Genomic DNA, 23,516 nt, shown 5'->3' with positions numbered 1-23,516 from the left:
ACGCAGCCGGCCGGCTCTCGCAAGAGGCGCCGCGATCAAAAGAAAAGGCGGCCCGTCGGCCGCCTTTTCGATTCAATCTGCGATTGAGCGCGAGCGCTTACGCCTTCGAGTAGAGCTCTTCGACGTATTCCCAGTTGATCAGATTATCGACGAACGCCTTCAGATAGTCCGGGCGACGATTGCGATAGTCGATGTAGTAGGAGTGCTCCCAGACATCGACGCCGAGGATCGGCGTGGCGCCGTGCACCAGCGGGTTTTCACCGTTCGCGGTCTTGGAAATCTCGAGCTTGCCGTCCTTGACCGACAGCCAGGCCCAGCCCGAACCGAACTGGCCGGCGCCGGCCGCCGCGAAGTCGGCCTTGAACTTCTCGAGACCGCCGAGGTCTTCGTTGATCTTCTTTTCCAGCGCGCCCGGCAGCTTGGTGCCGCCGCCATTCGGCTTCATCCACTTCCAGAAATGGATGTGGTTGAAGTGCTGGCCGGCGTTGTTGAACAGCGGAGCGTTCTTGCCGAACGAGCCCTTGACGATCTCCTCGAGCGACTTGCCCTCGAATTCGGTGCCCTTCAGCAGGTTGTTGCCGTTGGTGACATAGGCCTGATGATGCTTGTCGTGATGATATTCCAGCGTCTCCTTGGACATGTAGGGCTGGAGCGCGTCGTAGGCGTAAGGCAACTCAGGAAGCGTGAAGGTCATGGGTCATCATTTCCACAATGGTGGGGGACGGCGTCTTAACGAGCCTCCTTATAGAAGGTTCCGCCGCTGGACCCAATATCTATTCTGAATTGCAACGACCTGTCGCAGCGCTGTCATCGACGCAAAAGTGCAAACACCTGAAGCAGTTACCGCAGCCGGCGTGATGCTACCGGCCGCGTCATGCCGTCGCCGGCAGGGCCAGCTCCTCGCGCCGCCGCGGGGGGCGGACATTCATCAGCATCTGCGCCGTGCCGGCGATCAGGCCGATCAGCACCGCGGCCTGCCAGGCGCGATCGTAATTGCCGAGATGATCGTAGATCATGCCGCCGCCCCAGGCGCCGATGAAGGAGCCCACCTGGTGGCTGAGGAAGGCGATGCCGGTCAGCGTCGCCATGAAGCGCAGCCCGAACAGCTGCGCGACGAGGCCGTTGACGAGCGGGATCACGCCGAGCCACAGCGCGCCCATCACCGCGGCGAACACCAGCGTCGAGGTCGCCGAGGCCGGGAAGTAGAAATACGCGGCGATCGCCAGCGAGCGCACGATGTAGATGCCGCCGAGCAGATACTGCTTCGGATAGCGGCCGCCGAGCCAGCCGAACACGTAGGAGCCCATCACGTTGAACAGCCCGATCGTCGCCAGCGCACTGGCGCCGAGCGACGGATCGAGGCCGCAGATCGCCAGATAGTTCGGCAGATGCGTGGTGATGAAGACGAGCTGCAGGCCGCAGACGAAGAACGCGATCGCCATCACCATGAAACCGGAATGGCCGAGCGCGGCCTGCACGACTTCGCCAGCCGAACGCTCGCTGTCGTCGGCCTTGTCGATGTCGATCTTGTCGGAGCGGCCGGCGAAGAACGCCGAGGGCAGCATCACCGCGGCGAGGCCGAGGAAGCCGACCAGCGCCATCTGCCAGCCCGAGGTGGTGATCAGCGTCTGCGCCAGCGGCGACGCCAGCACGAGACCGAGCGAGCCCGCCGCCGACACCGCGCCCATCGCGACGCTGCGCTTGGCCGGCGACACGGTTCGCGAGGTCGCGGTCATGGTCATGCTCGAGGCGGTGCAGGACAGCGCGATGCCGACGCAGACGCCGCAGCCGAGCGTGAAGGTCAGCGCCGAGTCGGCGAACATCATCAGCACCAGGCCGGCCGCGTAGATCACCACGCCGCCGAGCATCACCCAGCGCGAGCCGTAGCGATCCGCCATCAGCCCGACGATCGGCTGGGTCACGCCCCAGATGATGTTCTGCAGCGCCGTCGCCAGCGAGAAATCCGCGCTGGTGATGCCGACGTCACGGATCACGGACGGCTGCAGCAGCCCGAAGCTCTGCCGCATGCCCATCGCAAGGCTCAGCAGCACCGACGCGCCGATCAGGATCGACCAGCGCTGAAACGAGGTGAGCTCTGATGCCTTCATAGGACGTTTTCCTCTGGGTCTCGTCATTTTGAGAATAGTCATGCCCTGAAACGCGGTGTTTGACCATCCTTGCAACCGGTATCGTGGTCCTGCACAGAACGCAGGGGTTCGGTGACAGGAGAGCGGATGAGTATCGAGATCGACATTCTGTCGGGCGTCGCGGCGTGGCCGATGGTGAAGCCGCTGCTCGAATCGGTGTGGCCGGCCGGCCGTGAGACGGCTCCGCAGCGCACTGGACCGGAGACCGCGCACCCGACGCTGCGGGTGCTGGTCGAGTCGGACGGAGAACTGGTGAGCCATGTCGGCATCACCATCCGGATCGTGAGCTGGAACGGCCGCAAGTGCCAGATCGGCGGCATCGGCGGCCTCGTCACCCGGGCGGACAACCGGCGGCAGGGCTACGGCTCGATCGCGCTGAGGGCCGCGGAGCGGACGCTGCGCGATCACGAGGCGATCGACTGCGGGCTGCTGTTCTGCGACGACCAGCAGGCCCCGTTCTTTCAGGCGCGCGGCTGGCAGCGCTACGACGGCGAGATCACCGCCGAGCAGCGCGGCGGCAAAGCTCCGTATCGCGACCTGACGCCGCTGCAGATCGATCTGCGGCGAAAAATTCGCGGCGGCACGCTGGACCTCTGCGGTTTGCCCTGGTGACGCCTGCGCAGGACGCACGGCCGTGCCGCTTGCGCGCATTTGATATGTCGATCATAATATTATGAAGGATCGCCGCTGAGGAGCGGTCCGCAAGGGCGGAACACGCATGACCATCGACGCACCGGTGAACACACCCCTGCCGGCCCCGCCGCCGAACCTGCTCCTCACCGCCCCGATCGTGCCGACGCTCACCCGGCTGGCGATCCCGAACATCATCGCAATGGTCGGCACCGCTGTCGTCTCGGTGGCCGAGACCTCGTATATCGGGCGGCTCGGCACCGAAGCGCTGGCGGCGATCGCCTTGGTGTTTCCGTTCGCGATGCTGACGCAGATGATGTCGGCCGGCGCGATGGGCGGCGGCGTCTCCTCGGCGGTCAGCCGCGCGCTCGGCGCAGGCGATCGCGCGCGCGCCGAAGCGCTGGCGCTGCACGCTGTGATCATCGGACTGTGCGGCGGCCTGTTGTTCACGCTGATCATGCAGCTGTTCGGCCGCTCGCTGTTCATGCTGCTCGGCGGCCGCGGCGACGTGCTCGAACAGGCGTGCAGCTATTCGGTCGTGCTGTTTTCCGGCGCGGTGTCGATCTGGCTGGTCAACACGCTGGCCTCGGTGCTGCGCGGCACCGGCGACATGGTGCTGCCCTCCGCGACGCTGCTGGTGGTCGCGGTGCTGCAGATCGCGATCGGCGGCACGTTCGGCCTCGGCCTGTTCGGCATGCCGCGGCTCGGCATGCCGGGCGTCGCATCGGGGCAACTCGTCGCGTTCTCGCTCGGCACGCTGTTCCTGCTGATCTACATGGCGAGCGGCCGCGCGCGCGTGAGGCTGCGCGCCGGATCCTTCGTGTTCGAGCGGCGGATGTTTCTCGACATCCTCAAGGTCGGTGCGATGGCCTGCCTCGCGCCGCTGCAATCGGTGCTGACCATCCTGATCTTCACCAAGATCCTGGCGACCTACGGCACTGCGACGCTGGCCGGCTACGGCATCGGCTCGCGTCTGGAATTCCTGCTGATCCCGATCGCGTTCGCGGTCGGCGTCGCCTCGATCCCGATGGTCGGCATGGCGGTCGGCGCCGGCCAGGTGGCGCGCGCACGGCGCGTGGCGTGGACCTCGGGCGCCGCGTCGGCGCTGATCCTCGGGGTGATCGGCCTGGTGCTGGCGATTTATCCGGCGCTGTGGGTGTCGCTGTTCACCGCCGATCCCGCGGTGACCGCAGCGGCGCATTCCTACTTCCACTGGGCGGGGCCGGCCTTCCCGTTCTTCGGTCTCGGCGTGACACTGTACTTCGCCTCGCAGGGCGCCGCGAAAGTCGGCGGCCCGGTGCTCGCCGCGAGCGCGCGGCTGATGCTGGTGGCGATCGGCGGCACCGCGCTGATGATCAGCGGCGCGCCGTCGTGGACGCTGTTCGCCCTGGTGACGGCGGCGATGGTGGTTTACGGGCTGGGCACCGTGACGGCGATTCATCTGACACGCTGGGTCAAATGAATCCTGCGGACCTCCGTATCTTGTGTCTGTTTGTGTCCGTCATGCCTTTGCCACGAATCCGGCTCCTCTGCTAAGGCATGCGCTGCACCGCACCGACGCGACGTGCTGCGCACTGGACGATGCCTGGAGGATAGATGACCACCCGATCCGCACTCTTCGCCGCTGCATTGCTCGCTGCGCTGGCGCCTGCCGCTGCGCTCGCGCAATCAGCGCCCGGCCCGCAGGGCACCTGGCTGACTCAGGCCGGCGACGCCAAGGTGCGTATCAAGAGCTGTGGCCCGGCCCTGTGCGGCACGATCATCTGGCTGAAGCAGCCGATCGATCCCAACACCGGCAAGCCGCAGGTCGACGACAAGAACCCGGATCCGGCCCGCGCCTCACGCCCGGTGATCGGGCTGCAGATCTTCGGCGACATGCGGCCGGTGTCGCAGGGCAAATGGTCGGGCCACATCTACAACGCCGACGACGGCAAGACCTACGAGGCCAACCTGTCGCACACAGGCCCGACCTCGCTGCATGTCGAGGGCTGCGTCGGCTCGCTGTGCGGCGGCGAGAACTGGACCTTCGAGGGACGCTGACGATCGGCGGCGCGCCTCACGCGCGCATCGCCTTCAGCGCCACCGCCGCGGCGGCATAGCCGCCGCCTGCGCCGTCGACGAAATGCACATGATCGCTGCGCGCCGCCGACGGCGTGAAGCAGGTCATCATCGCCGCGTCCTGGCGAAACACGCCGTAACGGGCGATGCCCGCGGCGGCGGCCTCCGCCAGCCGCTGCTCCAGCGCGTCGGCGACATCGGGCGGACAATCCAGGATCATCCGCAATCCGTCGTCGTATTTGCGGAAGTCGGAATTCTCCGGCACCTGCGCCATATAGGTTTGCGGCACGAAGCCTCGGAAGCTGATGCCGAACCGCATGATCACATAGACGAACAGCGTCCAGAGCAGAACGCCGACGCGGCGCAGCAGCAACGGACCGCCGCCGGCTGCCCGCGCTTCCAGCTCGAAGCCCGCGGGTGGCCATCGCATCGTCGGCCCCTGAGACGGCACGGGCCGGCCGGCGTCGGGACTGCGCTCGGTCAGGGCCACCACCTGTTCGACCAGCGCGCGAAACGCCGCGCTGTCGGCGCTGACGGTGGGCACCAGCAGCAGCGTCAGGATCACGCCGTGGGCCGCCGGGATCGTCTCGAACCGGCACGACAAACCACTGAGATCGGGCATCGTCCCGGCAGGAGCCGGATCGATCAGGAATTCGCCGCGTTTCATCGCGGCTTCCGCCCAGCCGAGACCGCCGCCCGCAAACATCGCGTAGCGAACATGCGGCGACGGCGCGAACCGCGCGATGCGGACGTCGAGCCCGCGATCCCGGATCGTTGCGACCGGCACCAACGCGATGCGCAGCGTCAGCTCGAGTTCGTCGCGGACCCAGGCGGCCGCGGCCGCCATCGCATCACGGGCCACGGCGAGATCGTGCGGCGCGACCGCGAAGCTCGCGCCGTCGCCGCCGAACACAAACGGAAAATCGCGACCCTGCAGCGCGTTGGCAATCGCCGCGATCACCGAGGCGCCCGCCATGTTGACGGCCTTGTAGCGCTGCGCGGCGATGGCCCCGGTGGAATTGACGATGTCGGCCGTCCCGACCACCCAATCGTCGGGCACCGAGGCGTAAAGCGCCGGGTCCATCAGGTTGGCGAACCCGGAGAACACCGGCACGCGGTCGTAGAACGAGTCGCTGTTCGCCACGGTCATAAACGCAAGCTCCAGTCGATGCCGCACAGATACGGCGTCGCCGGCCGCCGGTTTGCGTGGAAGCGGCCTCGGCCGCGATCAGTCACCTTTGGCGCAAAGCCCGAACATGGCCGTCACCGATCCCCGCACGCAACGCGTCAGGGTGATGTCGGTGTACAGGCCGTAGGCGAAAACCGCCAAGGCGAGCAGGACGATGATGCCGAGCGATTTCAAGCGATCCAGTTCCCTCTGCACGGCGGCCCGATCCGATGCCGGACGCCGCGTGGCCGATCCTCTCACAGCTTTGGCGGCGACTTAGAGCAGAATCGCGGCATGCCGATCAACCGCTTCGCATCCGGGCGCTCCTAAAATGCGCCGGCGGCGCGCTCGCCCGGCGCCGTTGCACCTTCGTCTGAACGCGCGCCCGACGGTGGCAACTAATGTTGCGCCGGGCGGTGCCGCGTGCTCTTGTGCGGCATCTTCGGTGCCCTTTCTCGAAAGGGTGAAACGGGAATGCGGTGAGGCGAGCGATCGCCGAGGCCGCGGCTGCCCCCGCAACTGTAAGCGGATCGTCTCCGATCACACCAGCCACTGCGGCCATTCTCCGGCCTCGGGAAGGCGATCGGGACAACATTCGCGAGCCAGGAGACCGGCCGGAGATCTGCGCAATGCCATTCGACGGTGGGTCGAAGAAGGACGTTCCGATGCCGCATCCGCTTCCGACGTAGTCCGTCCCCACAACAGCCGCGCCTGATCGCCGACCTCTGCGCATGCGCGCGCGGTGGCGCGACGCGATCTGCCGCTGGGCCGTGTCGCCCGCTCCGCATCCGAACGATCTTGCCTCGACGAATTCGTACCATGCACGCTCCCCTCGACCATTTCGCGACCTTGGCGGTCTCCGCCGTCGACAACTCGCTTGAACCCACGCTCCGCGCCCGGATCGACGGCAAGGCCAAGCCGCCGGGCTCGCTCGGCCGGCTGGAGGACCTCGCCGTCCAGCTCGGGCTGATCTGGCACCCGGCGCCGCCGCGCACCGATCGTGCGATGGTGTTCGTGTTCGCCGGCGATCACGGCCTCGCCGAAGACCACGTCTCGCCCTACCCGGCGAGCGTCACGCAGGCGATGGTCGCGGCCTATCTGGCGGGCTGTGCCGGCATGAACGTACTGGCGAAAGCCGCCGCGACCGAAGTGTGTGTGGTCGACGCCGGCATTGCGGCGGATGTGCCACCGCATCCCGGACTGATCGACCGCAAGATCGGCTACGGCACGCGCAATGCCAGTCGTGAGCCCGCGATGAGCATCGACGACGCCCGCCGCGCGCTCAGCGCCTCGATCGCACTGGTGTCCGACGCGATCGACGGCGGCATCGATATCGTGGCGATCGGCGAAATGGGCATCGGCAACACCACGTCGGCGGCGCTGATCGCGCATCGCCTCACCGGCACGCCGATCGGCGATTGCGTCGGCCGCGGCGCGGGGCTCGACGACGCTGGCGTCTTGCACAAGCGCGCCATCGCGCAAAAGGCGGCCGCGCGCACGGCAGCGAGCGCGCCGCTCGAGGTGCTGGCCGAATTCGGCGGCTACGAGATCGCCATGATGGCCGGCGCTGTGCTGGCCGCCGCGGCCAAGCGCCGGCCGGTGGTGATCGACGGCTTCATCGCCAGCGCCGCCGCGCTGGTCGCGGTGCGGCTGCATCCGGCCGCGCGGGCCTATTGCGTGTTCTCGCATCGCTCGGCCGAGCGCGGCCATGCCGTACTGCTGGAGGCGATGGCGGCGACGCCCTATCTCGATCTCGGCTTCCGGCTCGGCGAAGGCACCGGCGCGCTGATGGCGATCCCGCTGGTGCGGGCGGCCGCCGGCATTCTGACCGAGCTGGCGGACTTGTCCGACGTGCTGGCCGGCCGCCTTGGACAGACGCAGTGACGCCCGCACTCCGCCCGTTTTTCAACGCGCTGCAATTCATGACGATCCTGCCAGCGCCGCGCGCCGCGCAGTTCGACGATGGCTGGCTGCTCCCCGCCGCCAAGTACTTTCCTCTAGTCGGCGCGCTGATCGGCCTCTTCTGCGGCGGCGTGCTGATCGCGACGTCGGCGATCTGGTCGGGGCTGGTGCCGGCCGTGTTGTCGGTGATCGCCGGCGTGGCGCTCACCGGCGCGCTGCATGAGGACGGCATTGCCGACAGCGCGGATGGGCTGTTCGGCGGCCGCACGCGCGAGCAGCGGCTGACGATTATCAAGGACAGCCGGATCGGCAATTACGGCGCCGTCACACTGATCGCCAGCCTGATCATTCGCATCGCCGCGCTGGCGACACTGCCGCCCTGGGTCGGCGCCGCCGCGCTGGTCGCCAGCCACAGCCTCGGCCGCGCCGGTATCCTGGCCGCGATGTCGATGCTGCCTTATGCGGGCAATGTCGCGACCGCGAAGCTGAACTATCCGGACCAACGACTCGATCCGGCGAAGGCCATCGTCGCCATGCTGCTGACGCTGCTCGGGCTGGCGTGGCTGATCGCCGCCGAACCCGGCGCCGCCGCCTGCGGACTGATCGGCGCCGTCGCGCTGGGCGCATTGCCCGCGCTGGCCGCCGCACGGCTGATCGGCGGCTATGTCGGCGACGTCCTCGGCGCGACAGAACAACTCACGCAGATCGGCTTGCTGCTTGGCGTCGCGGCGCTAGCCGGCCATGGTTAGTTGCACACGCCATCCCCAACGTCATTCCGGGGCGCGCGCCCTTGGCGCGCGAACCCGGAATCTCTGCTCATCACGAAGCAATAGGACTTCCCGCCGATGCGCAAACTTCTCCTGATCGGCATGGGCCCCGGCGATCCCAACTACCTGACGCTGCAGGCCGTCGAGGCGCTGAACCGCGCCAGCGTGTTCTTCCTGCCCGACAAGGGCGCCGAGAAGGCCGAACTGAAAACCGCGCGCGAAGAGATCTGCCGACGTTTCATCAAGTCTCCGGACACCCGCTTCGTCAGCATCGACATCCCGCAGCGCGCACCGGCCGGCGATGACTATCGCGCGGTGGTCGACGACTGGCACGCCCGCATCGCCGCGCGCTACGAAGCGCTGCTGACGAGCGAACTCGCGGACGGCGCGTGCGGTGCGTTTCTGGTGTGGGGCGATCCGTCGCTCTACGACAGCACGCTGCGCATCCTCGATCGCCTGCGCGCGCAGGGGCTGGCGATCGACTACGAGATCATCCCCGGCATCACCGCCGTGCAGGCGCTGGCGGCGCGGCACCGCATCGCGCTCAACCGCATCGGCGAGCCGATCACCATCACCACCGGCCGCAAACTCGCGGCTGGTTTGCCGATCGATGCCGACAGCACCGTGGTGATGCTCGACGGCGACGAGACCTTCGCCAAGATCGACCCCGCCGACCTCGAGATCTACTGGGCCGCCAATCTCGGCCTCGCCGACGAAGTCCTGATCTCCGGCCCGCTCAAGGACGTCGCCGCCGACATCAGCCGCACCCGGCGGCAGGTGCGCGAGGCGAAGGGGTGGGTGATGGACATCTATCTGCTGCGCAGGGGCGGCAAGGCCAAAGCGTAAGGCGCAAAAAAGAACCCCGGCCGCTGAGGACCGGGGTTCAATTTGGTTGCGGGGATAGGATTTGAACCTATGACCTTCAGGTTATGAGCCTGACGAGCTACCGGGCTGCTCCACCCCGCGTTAAACCTTTGCGCTTTCTTCAGAAAACCGAAGACCATCAACGCCCAAGAGCGTCGATCGATCCTCCCGGAAGCTTCCTGAGAAGGGGCCCGGGGCAGTGCCCGGGGCGCGAGGGGTGTCTAGCAACGCACGGGGGATTTGGGAAGCCCCGCGACGCAGATTTTCAAGATTATATGACGGCCGGAACCGGATGCGGTTGCGGGCGGACCGTGTCCCTGCAAGACTTCGTCAAAATCGGCCTAAAACATCAACATCGGCCGAAACGGGAGCGCACCATGGACCAGCCGTTGACCGGCTTCGGGGCCAATGCCCTGCACGACAGCTTTCACCGCATGTTCGATCGCTCCCGCGACGAGGCGCCCGCGACACTGGAGCTGCGACTCGATCGGCTGGCGCGGCTGCGCAGCCTGCTGACGGACAACGAGAAGCGATTCGAGCAGGCAATTTCATCTGATTTCGGCCATCGCTGCGCGGTCGAAACGCTGATCGCCGAGACGCTCAGTCTGCTCGGCGACATCAAGCACACCGCCAAGCACGTCAAACGCTGGATGACGCCGCGCAAGGTGAAGACCGAGTTGCAGTTCTGGCCGGGACAGAACCGGCTGATCCCGCAGCCGCTCGGCGTGGTCGGCATCATCGCGCCGTGGAATTACCCGCTGCAGCTCACCATCGCGCCGGCGATCGGGGCGCTGGCGGCGGGCAACCGGGTGATGATCAAGCCGAGCGAATTGTCGCCGGCGTTCTCGGCCTTGCTGCAGGAGACCGTCGCGGCGAAATTCGACGCCGACGAGATGGTGGTGACCGGGATCGAGGACGGCATCGCCGAGGCGTTCGCGCGGCTGCCGTTCGACCATCTGATGTTCACCGGCTCGACCCGCGTCGGCCGCATCGTCGCCGAGGCCGCCGGCCGCAATCTGACGCCCGTCACACTAGAGCTCGGCGGCAAGTCGCCGACCATCGTCGACCGCTCCGCCGATCTCGACGAGGTCGCGCCGCGGATCGCCTATGCCAAGCTGATGAATGCCGGCCAGACCTGCATCGCGCCGGACTACGTGCTGGCGCCGCGCGACCAGGTCGAGCCGCTGGCGGAGAAGATCCGCGCCGCGATGGCCCGGATGTTCGGCAGCGATCCGGCCAACGCCGACTACACCTCGATCGTCGCCGACCGGCATTATGCGCGGCTGAAGGGGCTGGTCGACGACGCCGCCGCGCAGGGCGCGACGCTGCTGCAGCCCGCCTCAGCCGACGATGCGGCGTGGAGCAGCCGTCGCAAGTTTCCGCCGACGCTGGTGCTGGGCGCCACGTCCGACATGAAGATCATGCAGGAAGAAATCTTCGGCCCGCTGCTGCCGATCCTCGGCACCGACGATGCGGCGGAGACCATCCGCTTCATCAACGGCCGCGACCGGCCGCTGGCGCTGTACTGGTTCGGTACCGATGAGGCCGCACGCGACGAGGTGCTGGCCCGCACCGTCTCGGGCGGCGTGACCATCAACGACTGCCTGGTGCACTTCGCGCAGCAGAACCAGCCGATGGGCGGCGTCGGCGCCTCAGGCACCGGCGCGTATCACGGCGAATGGGGCTTCAACACCTTCAGCCAGCTCAAGCCGGTGTTCTATCGCTCGCCTTACAACCGCTTCGCCGATCTCTACCCGCCCTACGGCGGCAAGATCGCACGGCTGTCGAAAGTGCTGCGATGGCTGTCCTGATCTGACGATGGAACGACCAGCGACCGGACGCAGAGCCGGCGCGGACAACAAACAAGAATAATCCAGGAGGAAACGATGACGGAGACCTATGACTTTGTCGTGGTCGGCGGCGGCTCGGGCGGCTGCGCGGTGGCCGGACGGCTGTCGGAAGATCCCGGCACGTCGGTGGCGCTGCTCGAGGCCGGCGGGCCCGGCGACAATTGGGTGGTGAAGACGCCCTACGCGCTGTCGCTGATGGTGCCGAGCAAGCTCAACAACTGGCATTTCGAAACGGTGCCGCAGCCGGGGCTCAACGGCCGCATCGGCTATCAGCCGCGCGGCAAGGCGCTCGGCGGCTCCTCGGCCATCAACGCCATGGTGTATATCCGCGGCCACAAATGGGACTACGACCACTGGGCCGAACTCGGCGCCGACGGCTGGTCCTATGCGGACGTGCTGCCCTACTTCAAGCGCTCCGAGAACAACGCCGAATTCAACGGCGCGTATCACGGCCAGAGCGGGCCGCTGCATGTGAACCGGCTGCGCACCGACAATCCAGTGCACGAGATCTTCCTGCAGGCGGCGCGCGAGGCACAGTTCCGGGTGCGCGACGATTTCAACGGCGAGGAGCAGGAAGGCCTCGGCCTGTATCAGCTCACGCAACACGAGGGCGAACGCTGGAGCGCCGCGCGCGCGTACGTGCATCCGCATATGGCGACGCGGCCGAACCTGCGGGTCGAGACCGGCGCGCAGGCGACGCGGATTCTGTTCGAGGGCGGCCGCGCGGTCGGCGTCGAATTCCGCAAGGACAACGAGACCCGGCAGGTGCGTGCGCGCCGCGAAGTGATCCTTGCCTCCGGCGCGTTCCAGACGCCGCAATTACTCCAATTGTCGGGCGTCGGCGACGGCGAAATGCTGCAGCGGCACGGGATTGCGACCGTGCATCACCTGCCCGGCGTCGGCCAGAATTTGCAGGACCATCCGGACTTCATCTTCGCCTATCAGTCCGACGCGCCCTACTTCACCGGCACCAGCTTCACCGGCATCGGCCGGCTGCTCTCCACCATCGGCCAGTATCGCCGCGAGGGGCGCGGCCCGCTCGCGACCAACTTCGCCGAATGCGGCGGCTTCCTGAAGACGCGGCCGGATCTCGACGTGCCGGACATCCAGCTGCATTTCGGCATGGCGATGGTCGACGATCACGGCCGCAAGCGGCACTGGGGCACGGGCTTCTCGTGCCATGTCTGCCTGCTGCGCCCGAAGAGCCGCGGCAGCGTCGGGCTGACCAGCGCCGATCCGCTGGCGGCACCGCGGATCGATCCGAATTTCTTCGGCGAGGCGGACGATCTCGAGGCGATGGTGGCCGGCTACAAGACGACGCAGCGGCTGATGGAGACGCCGGCGCTACGTGCGCTGCAGCAGAAGGACCTGTTCACCGCGAATGTGCGCACCGACGACGACATCCGCGCCATCCTGCGCGCCCGCGTCGACACCGTGTATCACCCTGTCGGCACCTGCAAGATGGGCGCGGCGAACGATCCCACCGCCGTCGTCGACCCGCACCTCAAGGTCCGCGGCCTCGAAGCCCTCCGCATCGTGGATGCCTCGGTGATGCCGACCCTGATCGGCGGCAACACCAACGCCCCGACCATCATGATCGGCGAGAAGGCGGCGGATTTGATCAGGGGGGAGATGCGTTAGCACCGCCCTCTCCCCGTCATTCCGGGGCGCGAGCGCAGCTCGCGAGCCCGGAATCCATACTCCCTGCGGCCTGGTGTTGACGCCACGCGGTCGTCGACTGTGGTCAGCCGAGAGCGCAGGGGTTATGGATTCCGGGTTCGCGCTGCGCGCGCCCCGGAATGACGGGGCGAGGGGCTGTGCTCGTGAGCTTCAGCCACTCGAGCCGCTCTGCGTTACGTGGTATCAGGCCTGATGATGGAAGCCACAAGTACATCCTCATGGTGAGGAGGCGCGCAGCGCCGTCTCGAACCATGCGCCACCGGCGCTGCGTGGCCCCATCCTTCGAGACGCCCGGCTTCGCCGGGCTCCTCAGGATGAGGACTCAGTGCTTCTGCAAAGGCCGGATTGCTTCAATCAATCGATGAAGCGTTCTACTAACTACCCCAGCAAGAACCCGCCATCCACCGTCACCACGCTCCCGGTCATATAGCGCGAGGCGTTCGACGACAGCAGCAGGATGGCGCCGTCGAGGTCGGATTCGTGGCCGACGCGGCGTTGGGGGATGCTCTTGAGGAGTTTTTCGCCGGCGGGGGTGGCCCACAGGTCGCGGTTGATGTCGGTGTCGATGTAGCCGGGCGCCAGCGCGTTGACGCGGATGCGGGAGCTGGCGAGTTCGAGCGCCATCGCCTTGGTGGCCTGGATGATGCCGGCCTTGGAGATCGCGTAGGGCGAGACGAATTTCAGCACGCTCTGGCCGAGCACCGAGGCGATGTTGATGATGTTGCCGCCCTGCTGGCGCGCGATCATTCGGCGCGCGACTTCGGTGGCGAGGAAATACGCGCCTTTGAGATTGGCGCCGATCACCTTGTCCCAGTCGGCCTCGCTGGTGTCCACCGCGAGCTTCTCGGTGGCGACGCCGGCATTGTTGATCAGCACGGTGACCGGGCCGAGCGCGGCCTCGGCCTGATCGAGCGCGCTGGCCATCGAGGCGAGGTCGGTGACGTCCATCTGCACCGCGACGGCGCGGCCGCCCTTATCCTTGATCTCCTGTTCGAGCGCCTTCAGCTTGTCGGTCTGGCGCGCGGCGAGCACGACCGCCGCGCCGCGCTCGGCGAGCACGCGGGCGAATTGCCGCCCGAGACCCTGCGAGGCGCCGGTGACCAGAATGACTTCGTTGCTGACGTCGAACAGTTGATCCATGCCGCGTTTCCCGTTGATGCGTTATGCGTTGCCCTCCCCTTACCATGCCGGACCGGGATGGCTAGAGTGCCGGCCTCACCGACATCGCCGATCATCCGGGAGTGAAACGTGGATCTGGGAATCAAGGGCCGCCGCGCGCTGGTGTGCGCATCGAGCAAGGGACTGGGACGCGCCTGCGCCGAGGCGCTCGCCGCCGAGGGCGTGCATGTGACGATGACGGCCCGCGGCGCCGAAGCGCTGGCCGCGGCTGCGGCGGCGCTGCGCAAGGCTTATCCGGATGTCGAGATCCTCGAGGTGGCCGGCGACATCACCACGCCGGACGGCCGCGCCGCCGCGCTGAAGGCCTGCCCGGAGCCCGATATCCTGGTCAACAATGCCGGCGGTCCGCCGCCCGGCGATTTCCGCAACTGGACGCGCGACGACTGGATCAAGGCGCTCGACGCCAACATGCTGACGCCGATCGAGCTAATCAAGGCGACGGTCGACAAGATGATCGAGCGCAAGTTCGGCCGCATCGTCAACATCACCTCGGCGGCCGTGAAGGCGCCGATCGACGTGCTCGGCCTGTCCAACGGCGCACGCACCGGCCTCACCGGCTTCGTCGCCGGCCTGTCGCGCAAGACGGTCCGGCACAATGTGACGATCAATGCGCTGCTGCCAGGCCCGTTCGACACCGACCGGCTGCGGGGCGTGGCGGCGGGCCAGGCCAAGGCGTCGGGCGTGTCGGCCGAACAGATCCTGCAGACGCGGATGAACGAGAACCCGGCGGGCCGATTCGGCGACCCGGAGGAATTCGGGCTGGCCTGCGCGTTCCTGTGCGGCGCGCGGTCGGGCTACATCACCGGGCAGAACATCCTGCTCGACGGCGGCGCCTTCCCCGGCACGCTGTAACTGCGTCCGCCCGTGACGCTAAGTCCTCGGCGCCGTCATCACGATGCGGACGAGGTCGGTGGCGTTGCGGGCGCCCAGCTTCTTCATGATGTTCGCACGATGATATTCGATCGTGCGGGGGCTGATGCCGAGCTGACGGCCGGCCTCCTTGTTGGTGTTGCCTGAAGCGAACAGCTCCAGCACCTCGCGCTCGCGCAGCGTCAGCGGCTCCTTGCCGGGGAAATTGTACGACGGCGCCTTCACGACCTTGCCGGGCTCCCGGCGGCGCTCGAACGCCTCGATCGCCTCCTCGACCCGCGTCACGATCTCCTTGCCGCGGAACGGCTTCTCGATGAAGTCGAGCGCGCCATTCTTGATGGCGTTGACCGCCATCGCGATATCGCCCTTGCCCGAGATCATGAAGATCGGCGCCGGATAATCCTCGGCGTGCAACTCGGCCAGGATGTCGAGCCCGGATCGGCCGGGAATATGAACGTCCAGAAGGATACAGGCCGGGCTGCGGCTGCGGGTGACGGACAACAGCGACTCGCCATCGGCGAAACAGATTACTTCATAGCCCGCCGCAGATAACACGATCGAGAGCGTTTCGCGGACCGCCGGATCGTCGTCAACGACGAAGACCTCCCCCCCTGACGACTTCTCATTCATCGCTCGACCTCCAAAAAAGCTTTGAAACTAACGCCGACAACGCAACAACCTCGTAGTACTCCGAGGGAACAACTTAACGCGCAGACAGAACCAAATCGTTACAATGAAATAAGAAAACTAGAGAATGACGGTGTCATCTGCTTCCACCGCTGTTGAGCGGAGCGATCTCCCGTGAAAAACATCGCGTCAATATTCACGGAGGCGGCCGCTCCGCCCGTAGCCCAGTCTCACCTAACTTACTCGTCGGCGAAATATTCATGAATGGGAACCTGTTGTCCGCATAGCATCATGAAGCAGATTCGAGCAAGCGCAGCCGCATTCAGGCCGACCTCGCGGGTGGACAACATGGTCCGCTGGCTGCGCTGCACTCTGCTATGGCTGCGCTGCACTGTGCTCTGCCTGCTGGCCGCGCCGCTGACGGTCAGCCCGGGATTCGCCGCCTATCCGACGCGCGCCATCACCGTCATCGTGCCGTTTGCCACGGGCGGCCCGAGCGATACGGTGGCCCGGATCATCGGCGGGCATCTGTCGATGACGCTCGGGCAGCAGTTGATCATCGAGAACGTCGTCGGCTCGGGCGGCGCGACCGCCGCGATCCGTGCGATGCGCGCGCCCGCCGACGGCTACACGCTGATCATGGGTCAGATGGGAACCCACGGCAGCGCGCCCGCCGTCCACCCGAACCTGCCCTACAATCCGGCGAAGGACTTCGCGCCGGTCGGCCTCGTCCTGGAAATTCCCGTCGTGGTGATCGCCCGTAACCCGTTGCCGGTTCACACCGTCGCCGAGCTGATCAGCCATGTGCGCACCCATCCGGACACCACGATGGGCCATGCCGGCGCCGGCTCGATCTCGCATGCGGCCTGCACCCTGCTGGAGGCGACGACCCATGTTCATGCGACCGCAAAGCCGTTTCAGGGCAGCGGCCCCGGTCTCCAGGCGATGCTCGAGGGACGCGTCGACTACATGTGCGACCAGATCGTCAATTCGATCGATCGCATCAGGGCGGGCGAAGTCCGGGCGCTCGTCATCGCGGCCGATCGGCGAAGCCCTGCTCTGCCCGACGTCCCCACCGCCGCAGAGGCCGGCATTCCAGCCTTCGATGTCTCGGCGTGGCAGGCGCTGTTCGCACCGAAGAACACGCCGCCCGAACTGATCGAACGTCTCGCCACCGCCCTAGATCAGGCCCTCGACGACCCCACGGTTCGCCAGGAACTGACCGCCCTCGCCGGCACGATCCCAGCGCCCGATGAACGCGGACCGGCCGCGCTGCGGCGGCTCGTCGATGACGAAATCGCCCGCTGGAAAAAGCACCTGAAACCCGCGCTGGCGCGGGACGACGAACGGATGGCGCCATGAGCGAGCTTGCCACCTCGTTCAGGCCCCGGCTCAAGCGATCCCAGATCGCGCTGCGGCTCGTGGCGATCGCGCTGATCGTCTCGATCATGAGCACCAACGTGGTGTTTCTCAGCAACCTGCGCGAAAGCACCGTGCGGACCGCGGAATCCGACCTGCAGCGCTACAACCTCACACTCGCCGAAGAAGCCGATCGCTCGTTCAAGTCGCTGGACCTCGTGCTGTCGAGCGTCGGCGATTATCTCGCGCGCCGGGGAGTGACGGACAGCGAGTCGTATCGCAAGGCGATGTCGGATTACACCACCCATATGCTGCTGAGGGAGAAGGTCAGCGGCCTGCCGCAGGTCGATGCGGTGACGATGATCGACGATCGCGGAAAGCTGCTCAATTTCTCGCGCTACTGGCCGATACCCGAGGTCAATGTGTCCGATCGGGACTACTTCAAGGTGCTGAGCGCCGACAGCAACCTCGAAACCTATATCAGCATGCCGGTGCGGAACCGCGGCACCGGCGCCTGGAGCATCTACATCGCGCGGCGTCTCAACGATCCCAACGGCAACTTCATCGGACTGCTGCTGGGCGCGATGTCCCAGCAGTATTTCGAGAACTTCTTCGCCGCGACGGCGCTCAGTCCGGACACCGAGATCTCGCTGGTGCGGAGCGACGACGTCGTGCTGGCGAGCTACCCGCATCGCGAGGATAGCCCGCAGCTTGCGACGGGTGGACGGGCGGCCGTCAAGGCGGGCGGCAACGTCCGCGAGGCCGCGGCCGCCGGCGGCAACAAGGCGCGGCTCCGGTCCGCCCGCATGCTGCCGAACTATCCGGTGCTGATCACCGTGACGCAGAGCGAGGAGAGCGCGCTGCAGAGCTGGCAGGAAATGGCGATGCTGCTGCTGGTGATGTCGGTGCTGACCTCGCTGATCGTCCTGACCGGCAGCATCGCGATCGCGCGGTGGTGGAACGAGCAAGCCGTCTATGCCGAGGCCGCCGAAGCGGCCAGCGCGGCCAAGTCCAGCTTCCTGGCGATGATGAGTCACGAGATCCGCACGCCGATGAATGCGGTGCTCGGACTGGCCAGCAATCTTCTCGACACCAGGCTGGATGCCGAACAGCGGCAGGCCGTGATCGGCATTCATGACGCCGGCGACAGCCTGCTGGAAATCCTCGACGACATTCTCGACTTTTCGAAGCTGGAAGCCGGACGGCTGTCGCTCGAACTGATCCCGTTCTCGCCGCGCAAGATCGTCGAGCATCCGCTCTACGTGATCGGACCGCGGGCGGCCGCCAAGGGGTTGACGATCCGGACGGAGCTGAGCGAGGAGCTGCCGGAGGCGCTGATGGGCGATCCCGGGCGCATCCGCCAGGTCATGCTCAATCTGATTTCGAACGCGGTGAAGTTCACGCCGTCCGGAACGATCGTCGTCGCGGCCGAGTGTCTGGCGAATGACGGAACCAGCGCGCGGATCCAATGGACCGTCAGCGACACCGGGATCGGCATCGATCCCGAGAAGATCGAGTCGCTGTTCAGCGACTTCGTGCAGGCCGACAGCTCGATCCGCCGGCGGTTCGGCGGCTCCGGGCTCGGCCTCGCGATCAGCCGGCGGCTGGTCGAGCAGATGGGCGGCAAGATCAGCGTGACATCGACGCCCGGCCAGGGGTCGACGTTCCGTTTCGCGCTGACCTTCCCGGTCACCGCCGACATGCCTCCCAGTGAGGAGGACCACCAGGCACAGTACCAGCAGCTGAGCGCGCGGATCGCGGCCGGCGGCCGACCGCTGCGCCTGCTGATCGTCGACGACAACCCGACCAACCGGGCGGTCGCCGTGGGGATGCTGAACGAGTTCGCGATCCAGAGCAACACGGCGTGCGACGGCACCGAAGCCATCACGGCCGCCACCAACTTCAACTACGACGTGATCCTGATGGATATGCGGATGCCCGAGATGGACGGGCTGGAGGCGACGCGCGCCATCCGCGCCAAAGGCGGCGCGCTCGCGACCGTGCCGATCATCGCGTTCACCGCCAACGCCTTCGGCGAGGACAAGGAGGCGTGCCGCGAGGCCGGCATGACCGACTACATCGCCAAGCCGGTGCGCAAGAACGTGCTGGTCGATGCGATCCTGCGCGCCTTGCCGCCCCCGCCGGCAACGAGCGCATCGACGAATGCAGCCCCGACCATCGTGCCTCCGCCGGCCGCATCCGACGACCGCGGCCCCGGTGGCGCGGCGCCATCGGTCGCCCTCGCCCCGGACGGAGCGGCGGCGCCCACACGCCTCTATGTCGGCAAGACCGCTTTCGCGCATCTCGTCGCAGAGATCGGCGAGGATGCCAGCCGCGACGTGCTCGCCGTCTTCATTCGCGACACCGAGACGCGGCTGCGCTTGTTCGACACGCTGGCGATTCCGGGCGACCGTCGCAGGATCGAGCGCGAAGCGCATTCGCTAAAGAGCGCAGCGGGCACGTTCGGCCTCGACCTGCTGGCAAGCCTCGCCCGCGATCTGGAGCGGCGCGCGCCGGACTTGTCGGAGGCCGACTATGTCGAACTGGTCGGGCGGATCAAGGCCACCTTCGCGGCGGCCCGGCAGGCGCCGGTGGGCGACGACCGGCTGGTCGAATGCGCGGCCTGATATGAGACGGCTGCGCAAGGACGCGTAACTACTCCGCGTGCACCCGGCGGGTCAGGACCGGGACCGGCGTGTCGGCATTCCAGGCCTGATACCAGCTCTCGAACGCGTCCAGCTTCAACGGGCGGGAAATGCCATAGCCCTGGCCGATGTCGCAGCCGAGTTCCTCCAGCGCCCACCATGTCTCGGCGTCCTCGATGCCTTCGGCGACGGCCTTCATCTTGTATTGATGGGCGATCGCGACCGAGGCGGCGACCACCTTCCACATATCCGGATCGACCAGGCAGTCCTTGACGAACGAGCGGTCGATCTTGAGCTCGCTGAACGGCATGCGGGCCAGCGCGGAGAGGGACGAATAGCCGGTGCCGAAATCGTCCATCGAGATTCCGACGCCCTTGATGCGCAGCCGCAGCAGCACGTCCATGGCGCGATCGACGTCCGACATCGCGGTGGATTCGGTCACCTCGATCATCAGCGACCTCGCCGGCACGCCGGTCTCGTCCAGCATCTGCTCGATCTGCTGGAGAATCGTGGTGTCGGTCAGCAGCATCGCCGACAGATTGGCGGCGACGACGAAGGACGGGTCGCGATCGAGAAAGCGCCGCGCCATCGACATCGACTCGCGCAGCATGCGCAGGGTGATCAGCTTGATCGCGCCGCTCTGCTCGGCGAGCGGAATGAACACATCGGGCCCCACCGCACCGAACGTTGGGCTGTCCCAACGGGCCAAGGCTTCACAGCCGACCACCTGCCCGCTCCGCAGATTCACCTTCGGCTGGAACACCGGATACAGCTCGTCGGCCGCAAGGCCCTGGGACAACTCCTCCGCCGTGATCAGGCGCGCATTCTTCTCCGCCCGGTGCTGCGCGGTCGAGCGACCGCCGCCCTCGAAGGTCAGCGCCTCGCGCAGCGACCGCAGATCGATCGGCTTCGGGAGAGACACCGCATCGACGATGCCGGCGGCATGCGCCATGCGGACGGTGGCGCTGAGAATCCGCTGATCGCAGCCGCTGATCACGATGACACGGCGGGCGCCGCTGTCGGCCGCGATCAGGCGCAGAAGCTCGATGCCGTCGCGGTCGCCGAGCGACAGATCGAGCGTGTAGCAATCGAACGTGCCGGTGGAGATCAGATCCGCCGCAGATTGGTAACAATCCGCGAATACCGCCTGATAACCGAGCCGATGACAGACCCCGCAGATCAGGGCGCCCTGCAGAGGGTCATCGTCAACGACGAGAATTCGTATGGTTGGTGCTTGATCGCCGTCCGTCATCAGCGCATTCGCGAGGTTGGTCGGTCTTGTCCCGCCAAGACCTCTGCGGACGACGCTAATCGCGTCTCATAAACGAAGTCTTTTGCGAATATACAACCGGAACCCGGCCGGCCCGAATGGTTAGCTTTTCCCTCCCGGGAGCTCACGAATCCATGCGATCGTCGCGGCTGCCCATCGGCCTGCCGGACTTGTTCTTGGTCTTGAGGAAACGCACGTCGATTTCCGAGCCATTGACGCGGATCAGCTCGCAGCGGCGATACGCCAGACCGGTGGACGACAGCAGCAGGAAGAATTCCTTGAGGTTGAGCCCTTCGATCGAGCCTTCGAGCTCGAGCTCCGCCTCGAAGCTCGAGACGGCCTTGAGCACGCAGCTGCGACGCCACGTGCCGTCGATGCCCATGATCCAGACCGCGTAGCCACGCCCGAATGTCACACGCTCGGTGCCGATATTCTCGGTGGTCAACCCGAACCCTCCGCTAGCGGCCGGCGAAACCCGCCGGTTTGAGACCGCCTGCGGCAAAGCTCGTCGCGGCCGCAGGCGCCACGTTCGGCAGATACACGCCGCGCCGCTTCGGACACACCTTGTAGCTGTCGGTCAGGCCGACCACCGTCTCGGCCGCGCCGAGAAACAGGTAGCCGTCCGGCTCGTTGGCCTTCATCAGACGGTTGAAGATATCGGACTTCGTCGCCTGATCGAAATAGATCAGCACGTTGCGGCAGAAGATCACGTCGAACTTGCCGAGCGGGGCGAAATCCTGCAGCAGGTTGAACTGCCGGAACTGCACCATGGCGCGCACGTCCGCATTGAGCTGCCACATCATGCCGTCCTGCTTGAAGTACTTCACCAGAAACTGGATCGGCAGGCCGCGCTGAACTTCGAACTGGGTGTAGAGACCGTTCTTCGACTTGGCGAGCACCTCGGGCGACAGGTCGGTGGCGATGATCTCGACGCGCCAGCCGTTGAGCTCGGCGGCCTTCTCCTTCAGGAGCATCGCCAGCGAATACGGCTCCTGGCCGGTCGACGACGCCGCACACCAGATCCGCAGGCTGCGCCGTCCGGCGCGCGCCTTGATCAGGTCCGGAATGACGCTGTCCTTGAAGTGGTCGAACGGCGTCTTGTCGCGAAAGAAGAAGGTCTCGTTGGTGGTCATCGCTTCCACCACGTCGTGGATCAGCGACTCCGAGCCGGCCTTCATCTTCTGAACGAGTTCGGTGATGCCGGGCACGCCGGCCTTGCGGGCGAGCGGCAGCAGCCTGCTTTCCAGCAGATACTTCTTGTCCGCCGACAGCATCAACCCGGATCTGTCCTTCAGGATCTTCTGCAGATAGTCGTAGTCGAGCGGAGTCATGGGATCCTTCCTGGCACGTTCGCGTACGACGTATCGCGATGAAGGGCGATTGATCGGTCAACGCTGGGCGTCATGGTGATGACCTCACACAGCCGCCGCGACGGACATCGTCCAGGCCTGCAGGCCGGCGCCGCTTTGCAGAGTGAAATCATCCATTCCAGAGCGCCTTTCTCGACCTTCCGGCGGCGGGCGGTGAAATAGATCCGCCGATCCGGAACTCACGTCTGACTGCTCTAGCGGTGATTGACCTTCACTCTCGTTAATTTTTGTCCCTCGTAGTCGTACCAGCAGGTCGCACGATCAGTTCAAGATACGGCGTCGATGAGCCCGCACGGCGATACAATTGTATTAGACCGAAGGCGACTCCGCACAGCGGCGGCGTCGGCGCGAGGAACATTCGGCTTCTCGTATACAAGGAAGATCGCGGCCCTACGGCGCGGCGAGCCGGCCAAATTCATCAGCCCCGACTTCGGTTGTTGGTTTAAAATTATTCAACCAGAACGGTCGCAAGAACGGGCAATTCCAATGAGCACCGTGATTGGTTGCCGGGACGGCAGCCGGCCCCGCGGTGAAATCCGCTCACCGCGCCGGCCGCATCGGCGCGCGCAGACGCGGGCCTAGCCGTGTTCGTAACGTGGACCGCAGACTTCGCCCCAGGAATGGACGATCGGCAGGCCCGCGACATTACTGCGAATATTGGCGAGCGAAATCCGCAACGCGGCGAGGTCGATCGGCTTCGGGAAGCTCTGCAGCAGGTCCATGCCGAGCGAGCGGGCGAGCGCGCGTGAACTGCGGCGGCGTTCGGAGTTCATGCCGCTGATCACGATCAGCGGCCCGGCATAATGCGCGCCGGCCATCGCCCGCATGACATCGCTGCCGTCGCCATCGTCGAGCATCAGATCGAGCGTCACGCAGTCGAACGGACGCTGCTGGATCAGCGCGATGCCCTCGGCGCAGGATGCCGCATGGGTCGCCGCATAGCCTGCTTTCTCGGCCGCCCCCGTGATCAGCATCCGCTGCACCGGGTCGTCGTCGATCACCAGCAGGTTCAGTAGGCCGAGTAATCGGTCGGCTCCGATCTCCGCATGCGCCGTATCATGGTCGCGCGTATCCATCGGCCCGCTCCTTTTGCCGTTGAGTTCACAGCAGCAGGCTTAGCGGGCCGGTGG

Annotated in this window: 21 protein-coding genes, 1 tRNA gene and 1 riboswitch; of the genes, 11 read left to right on the top strand and 11 right to left on the bottom strand. The window is 66.3% G+C overall.

The features are described 5' to 3' along the window. Positions 1 to 97 precede the first annotated feature (97 nt). On the bottom strand, positions 98 to 694 hold the full coding sequence (locus tag ACFFJ6_RS05505) for a superoxide dismutase (RefSeq protein ID WP_238736580.1): 597 nt from the start codon (positions 692 to 694) through the stop codon (positions 98 to 100). A gap of 178 nt (positions 695 to 872) precedes the next feature. Further along, entirely contained in the window at positions 873 to 2,108 is a 1,236-nt protein-coding gene (locus ACFFJ6_RS05500) for an MFS transporter (protein ID WP_378385168.1), read from the bottom strand. 126 nt (positions 2,109 to 2,234) lie between these two features. Between ACFFJ6_RS05500 and ACFFJ6_RS05495 the strand changes: the two genes are divergently transcribed. The 3 genes from ACFFJ6_RS05495 to ACFFJ6_RS05485 all read left to right on the top strand — a co-directional run bounded on the left by ACFFJ6_RS05495 (position 2,235) and on the right by ACFFJ6_RS05485 (position 4,817). Beyond that, complete coding sequence (locus ACFFJ6_RS05495) at positions 2,235 to 2,759, top strand: GNAT family N-acetyltransferase (protein WP_378385166.1); 525 nt, start codon at positions 2,235 to 2,237, stop codon at positions 2,757 to 2,759. Positions 2,760 to 2,865: 106 nt separating this feature from the next. Further along, positions 2,866 to 4,239, top strand: a complete 1,374-nt coding sequence (locus ACFFJ6_RS05490; RefSeq protein ID WP_378385164.1) for an MATE family efflux transporter — start codon at positions 2,866 to 2,868, stop codon at positions 4,237 to 4,239. A 134-nt stretch (positions 4,240 to 4,373) separates the two neighbouring features. Then, positions 4,374 to 4,817, top strand: coding sequence for a DUF2147 domain-containing protein (locus ACFFJ6_RS05485; protein ID WP_378385162.1), 444 nt, complete (start codon positions 4,374 to 4,376; stop codon positions 4,815 to 4,817). A 16-nt stretch (positions 4,818 to 4,833) separates the two neighbouring features. Here the strand turns inward: ACFFJ6_RS05485 and ACFFJ6_RS05480 are convergent, their stop codons facing one another. Both ACFFJ6_RS05480 and ACFFJ6_RS05475 read right to left on the bottom strand, forming a co-directional pair. Beyond that, positions 4,834 to 5,985 carry a DUF3095 domain-containing protein gene (locus tag ACFFJ6_RS05480; protein WP_378385160.1) on the bottom strand — a complete coding sequence of 384 codons (1,152 nt, stop codon included), beginning with the start codon at positions 5,983 to 5,985 and terminating at the stop codon, positions 4,834 to 4,836. 78 nt (positions 5,986 to 6,063) lie between these two features. Further along, the gene (locus ACFFJ6_RS05475; RefSeq protein ID WP_378385158.1) at positions 6,064 to 6,219 is read right to left on the bottom strand and encodes a hypothetical protein; all 156 of its coding nucleotides are present in this window, start codon (positions 6,217 to 6,219) and stop codon (positions 6,064 to 6,066) included. A 210-nt stretch (positions 6,220 to 6,429) separates the two neighbouring features. After that, a riboswitch (cobalamin riboswitch) is annotated at positions 6,430 to 6,636 on the top strand. A 186-nt stretch (positions 6,637 to 6,822) separates the two neighbouring features. Between ACFFJ6_RS05475 and cobT the strand changes: the two genes are divergently transcribed. The 3 genes from cobT to cobF all read left to right on the top strand — a co-directional run bounded on the left by cobT (position 6,823) and on the right by cobF (position 9,518). Then, entirely contained in the window at positions 6,823 to 7,887 is a 1,065-nt protein-coding gene (gene cobT, locus ACFFJ6_RS05470) for a nicotinate-nucleotide--dimethylbenzimidazole phosphoribosyltransferase (RefSeq protein ID WP_378385156.1), read from the top strand. Continuing rightward, on the top strand, positions 7,884 to 8,654 hold the full coding sequence (cobS, locus tag ACFFJ6_RS05465) for an adenosylcobinamide-GDP ribazoletransferase (RefSeq protein ID WP_378385154.1): 771 nt from the start codon (positions 7,884 to 7,886) through the stop codon (positions 8,652 to 8,654). The genes cobT and cobS overlap by 4 nt, the downstream gene beginning before the upstream one ends. A 96-nt stretch (positions 8,655 to 8,750) precedes the next feature. After that, entirely contained in the window at positions 8,751 to 9,518 is a 768-nt protein-coding gene (cobF, locus tag ACFFJ6_RS05460; RefSeq protein ID WP_378385152.1) for a precorrin-6A synthase (deacetylating), read from the top strand. Between the two features lie 43 nt (positions 9,519 to 9,561). On the opposite strand, the gene ACFFJ6_RS05455 is transcribed toward cobF, so the two are convergent. Next, a tRNA-Met gene (locus ACFFJ6_RS05455) sits at positions 9,562 to 9,638 on the bottom strand. Positions 9,639 to 9,913: 275 nt separating this feature from the next. On the opposite strand from ACFFJ6_RS05455, the gene ACFFJ6_RS05450 reads away from it, so the two are divergent. Further along, a complete protein-coding gene (locus ACFFJ6_RS05450) occupies positions 9,914 to 11,347 on the top strand; it encodes a coniferyl aldehyde dehydrogenase (protein WP_378385150.1) in 1,434 nt (477 codons plus the stop codon). A gap of 75 nt (positions 11,348 to 11,422) precedes the next feature. Continuing rightward, positions 11,423 to 13,027 (top strand): GMC family oxidoreductase, encoded by a 1,605-nt coding sequence (locus ACFFJ6_RS05445; protein ID WP_378385148.1) that lies wholly within the window; start codon positions 11,423 to 11,425, stop codon positions 13,025 to 13,027. A 417-nt stretch (positions 13,028 to 13,444) separates the two neighbouring features. Here ACFFJ6_RS05445 and ACFFJ6_RS05440 read toward each other — a convergent pair whose 3' ends face one another. Next, positions 13,445 to 14,206 (bottom strand): glucose 1-dehydrogenase, encoded by a 762-nt coding sequence (locus ACFFJ6_RS05440; RefSeq protein WP_378385146.1) that lies wholly within the window; start codon positions 14,204 to 14,206, stop codon positions 13,445 to 13,447. 108 nt (positions 14,207 to 14,314) lie between these two features. Between ACFFJ6_RS05440 and ACFFJ6_RS05435 the strand changes: the two genes are divergently transcribed. Beyond that, positions 14,315 to 15,097: an SDR family oxidoreductase gene (locus tag ACFFJ6_RS05435; RefSeq protein ID WP_378385144.1), complete on the top strand. Its 783-nt coding sequence runs from the start codon at positions 14,315 to 14,317 to the stop codon at positions 15,095 to 15,097. Positions 15,098 to 15,115: 18 nt separating this feature from the next. Here the strand turns inward: ACFFJ6_RS05435 and ACFFJ6_RS05430 are convergent, their stop codons facing one another. Continuing rightward, positions 15,116 to 15,745, bottom strand: a complete 630-nt coding sequence (locus tag ACFFJ6_RS05430) for a response regulator transcription factor (protein ID WP_378385142.1) — start codon at positions 15,743 to 15,745, stop codon at positions 15,116 to 15,118. 288 nt (positions 15,746 to 16,033) lie between these two features. On the opposite strand from ACFFJ6_RS05430, the gene ACFFJ6_RS05425 reads away from it, so the two are divergent. Together ACFFJ6_RS05425 and ACFFJ6_RS05420 are read left to right on the top strand one after the other, a co-directional pair. Beyond that, on the top strand, positions 16,034 to 17,104 hold the full coding sequence (locus ACFFJ6_RS05425; protein ID WP_378385140.1) for a tripartite tricarboxylate transporter substrate-binding protein: 1,071 nt from the start codon (positions 16,034 to 16,036) through the stop codon (positions 17,102 to 17,104). Continuing rightward, the gene (locus ACFFJ6_RS05420; RefSeq protein WP_378385138.1) at positions 17,101 to 19,728 is read left to right on the top strand and encodes a hybrid sensor histidine kinase/response regulator; all 2,628 of its coding nucleotides are present in this window, start codon (positions 17,101 to 17,103) and stop codon (positions 19,726 to 19,728) included. The genes ACFFJ6_RS05425 and ACFFJ6_RS05420 overlap by 4 nt, the downstream gene beginning before the upstream one ends. Before the next feature lie 28 nt (positions 19,729 to 19,756). On the opposite strand, the gene ACFFJ6_RS05415 is transcribed toward ACFFJ6_RS05420, so the two are convergent. From ACFFJ6_RS05415 to ACFFJ6_RS05400, 4 genes are all read right to left on the bottom strand, one after another. Then, on the bottom strand, positions 19,757 to 20,998 hold the full coding sequence (locus tag ACFFJ6_RS05415) for a two-component system response regulator (protein ID WP_378385136.1): 1,242 nt from the start codon (positions 20,996 to 20,998) through the stop codon (positions 19,757 to 19,759). Positions 20,999 to 21,140: 142 nt separating this feature from the next. Continuing rightward, on the bottom strand, positions 21,141 to 21,461 hold the full coding sequence (locus ACFFJ6_RS05410; RefSeq protein WP_378385134.1) for a PilZ domain-containing protein: 321 nt from the start codon (positions 21,459 to 21,461) through the stop codon (positions 21,141 to 21,143). A gap of 13 nt (positions 21,462 to 21,474) precedes the next feature. After that, positions 21,475 to 22,347: a CheR family methyltransferase gene (locus ACFFJ6_RS05405; protein ID WP_378385132.1), complete on the bottom strand. Its 873-nt coding sequence runs from the start codon at positions 22,345 to 22,347 to the stop codon at positions 21,475 to 21,477. Between the two features lie 617 nt (positions 22,348 to 22,964). Further along, positions 22,965 to 23,462, bottom strand: a complete 498-nt coding sequence (locus ACFFJ6_RS05400; RefSeq protein ID WP_378385130.1) for a response regulator — start codon at positions 23,460 to 23,462, stop codon at positions 22,965 to 22,967. Between the last annotated feature and the right edge of the window lie 54 nt (positions 23,463 to 23,516).

The organism is Rhodopseudomonas telluris (assembly GCF_042432815.1).
Taxonomy (GTDB): domain Bacteria; phylum Pseudomonadota; class Alphaproteobacteria; order Rhizobiales; family Xanthobacteraceae; genus Rhodopseudomonas; species Rhodopseudomonas telluris.
Note: the sequence above shows the minus strand (reverse complement) of the source record. Positions and strands in the feature narration are given on the sequence as shown.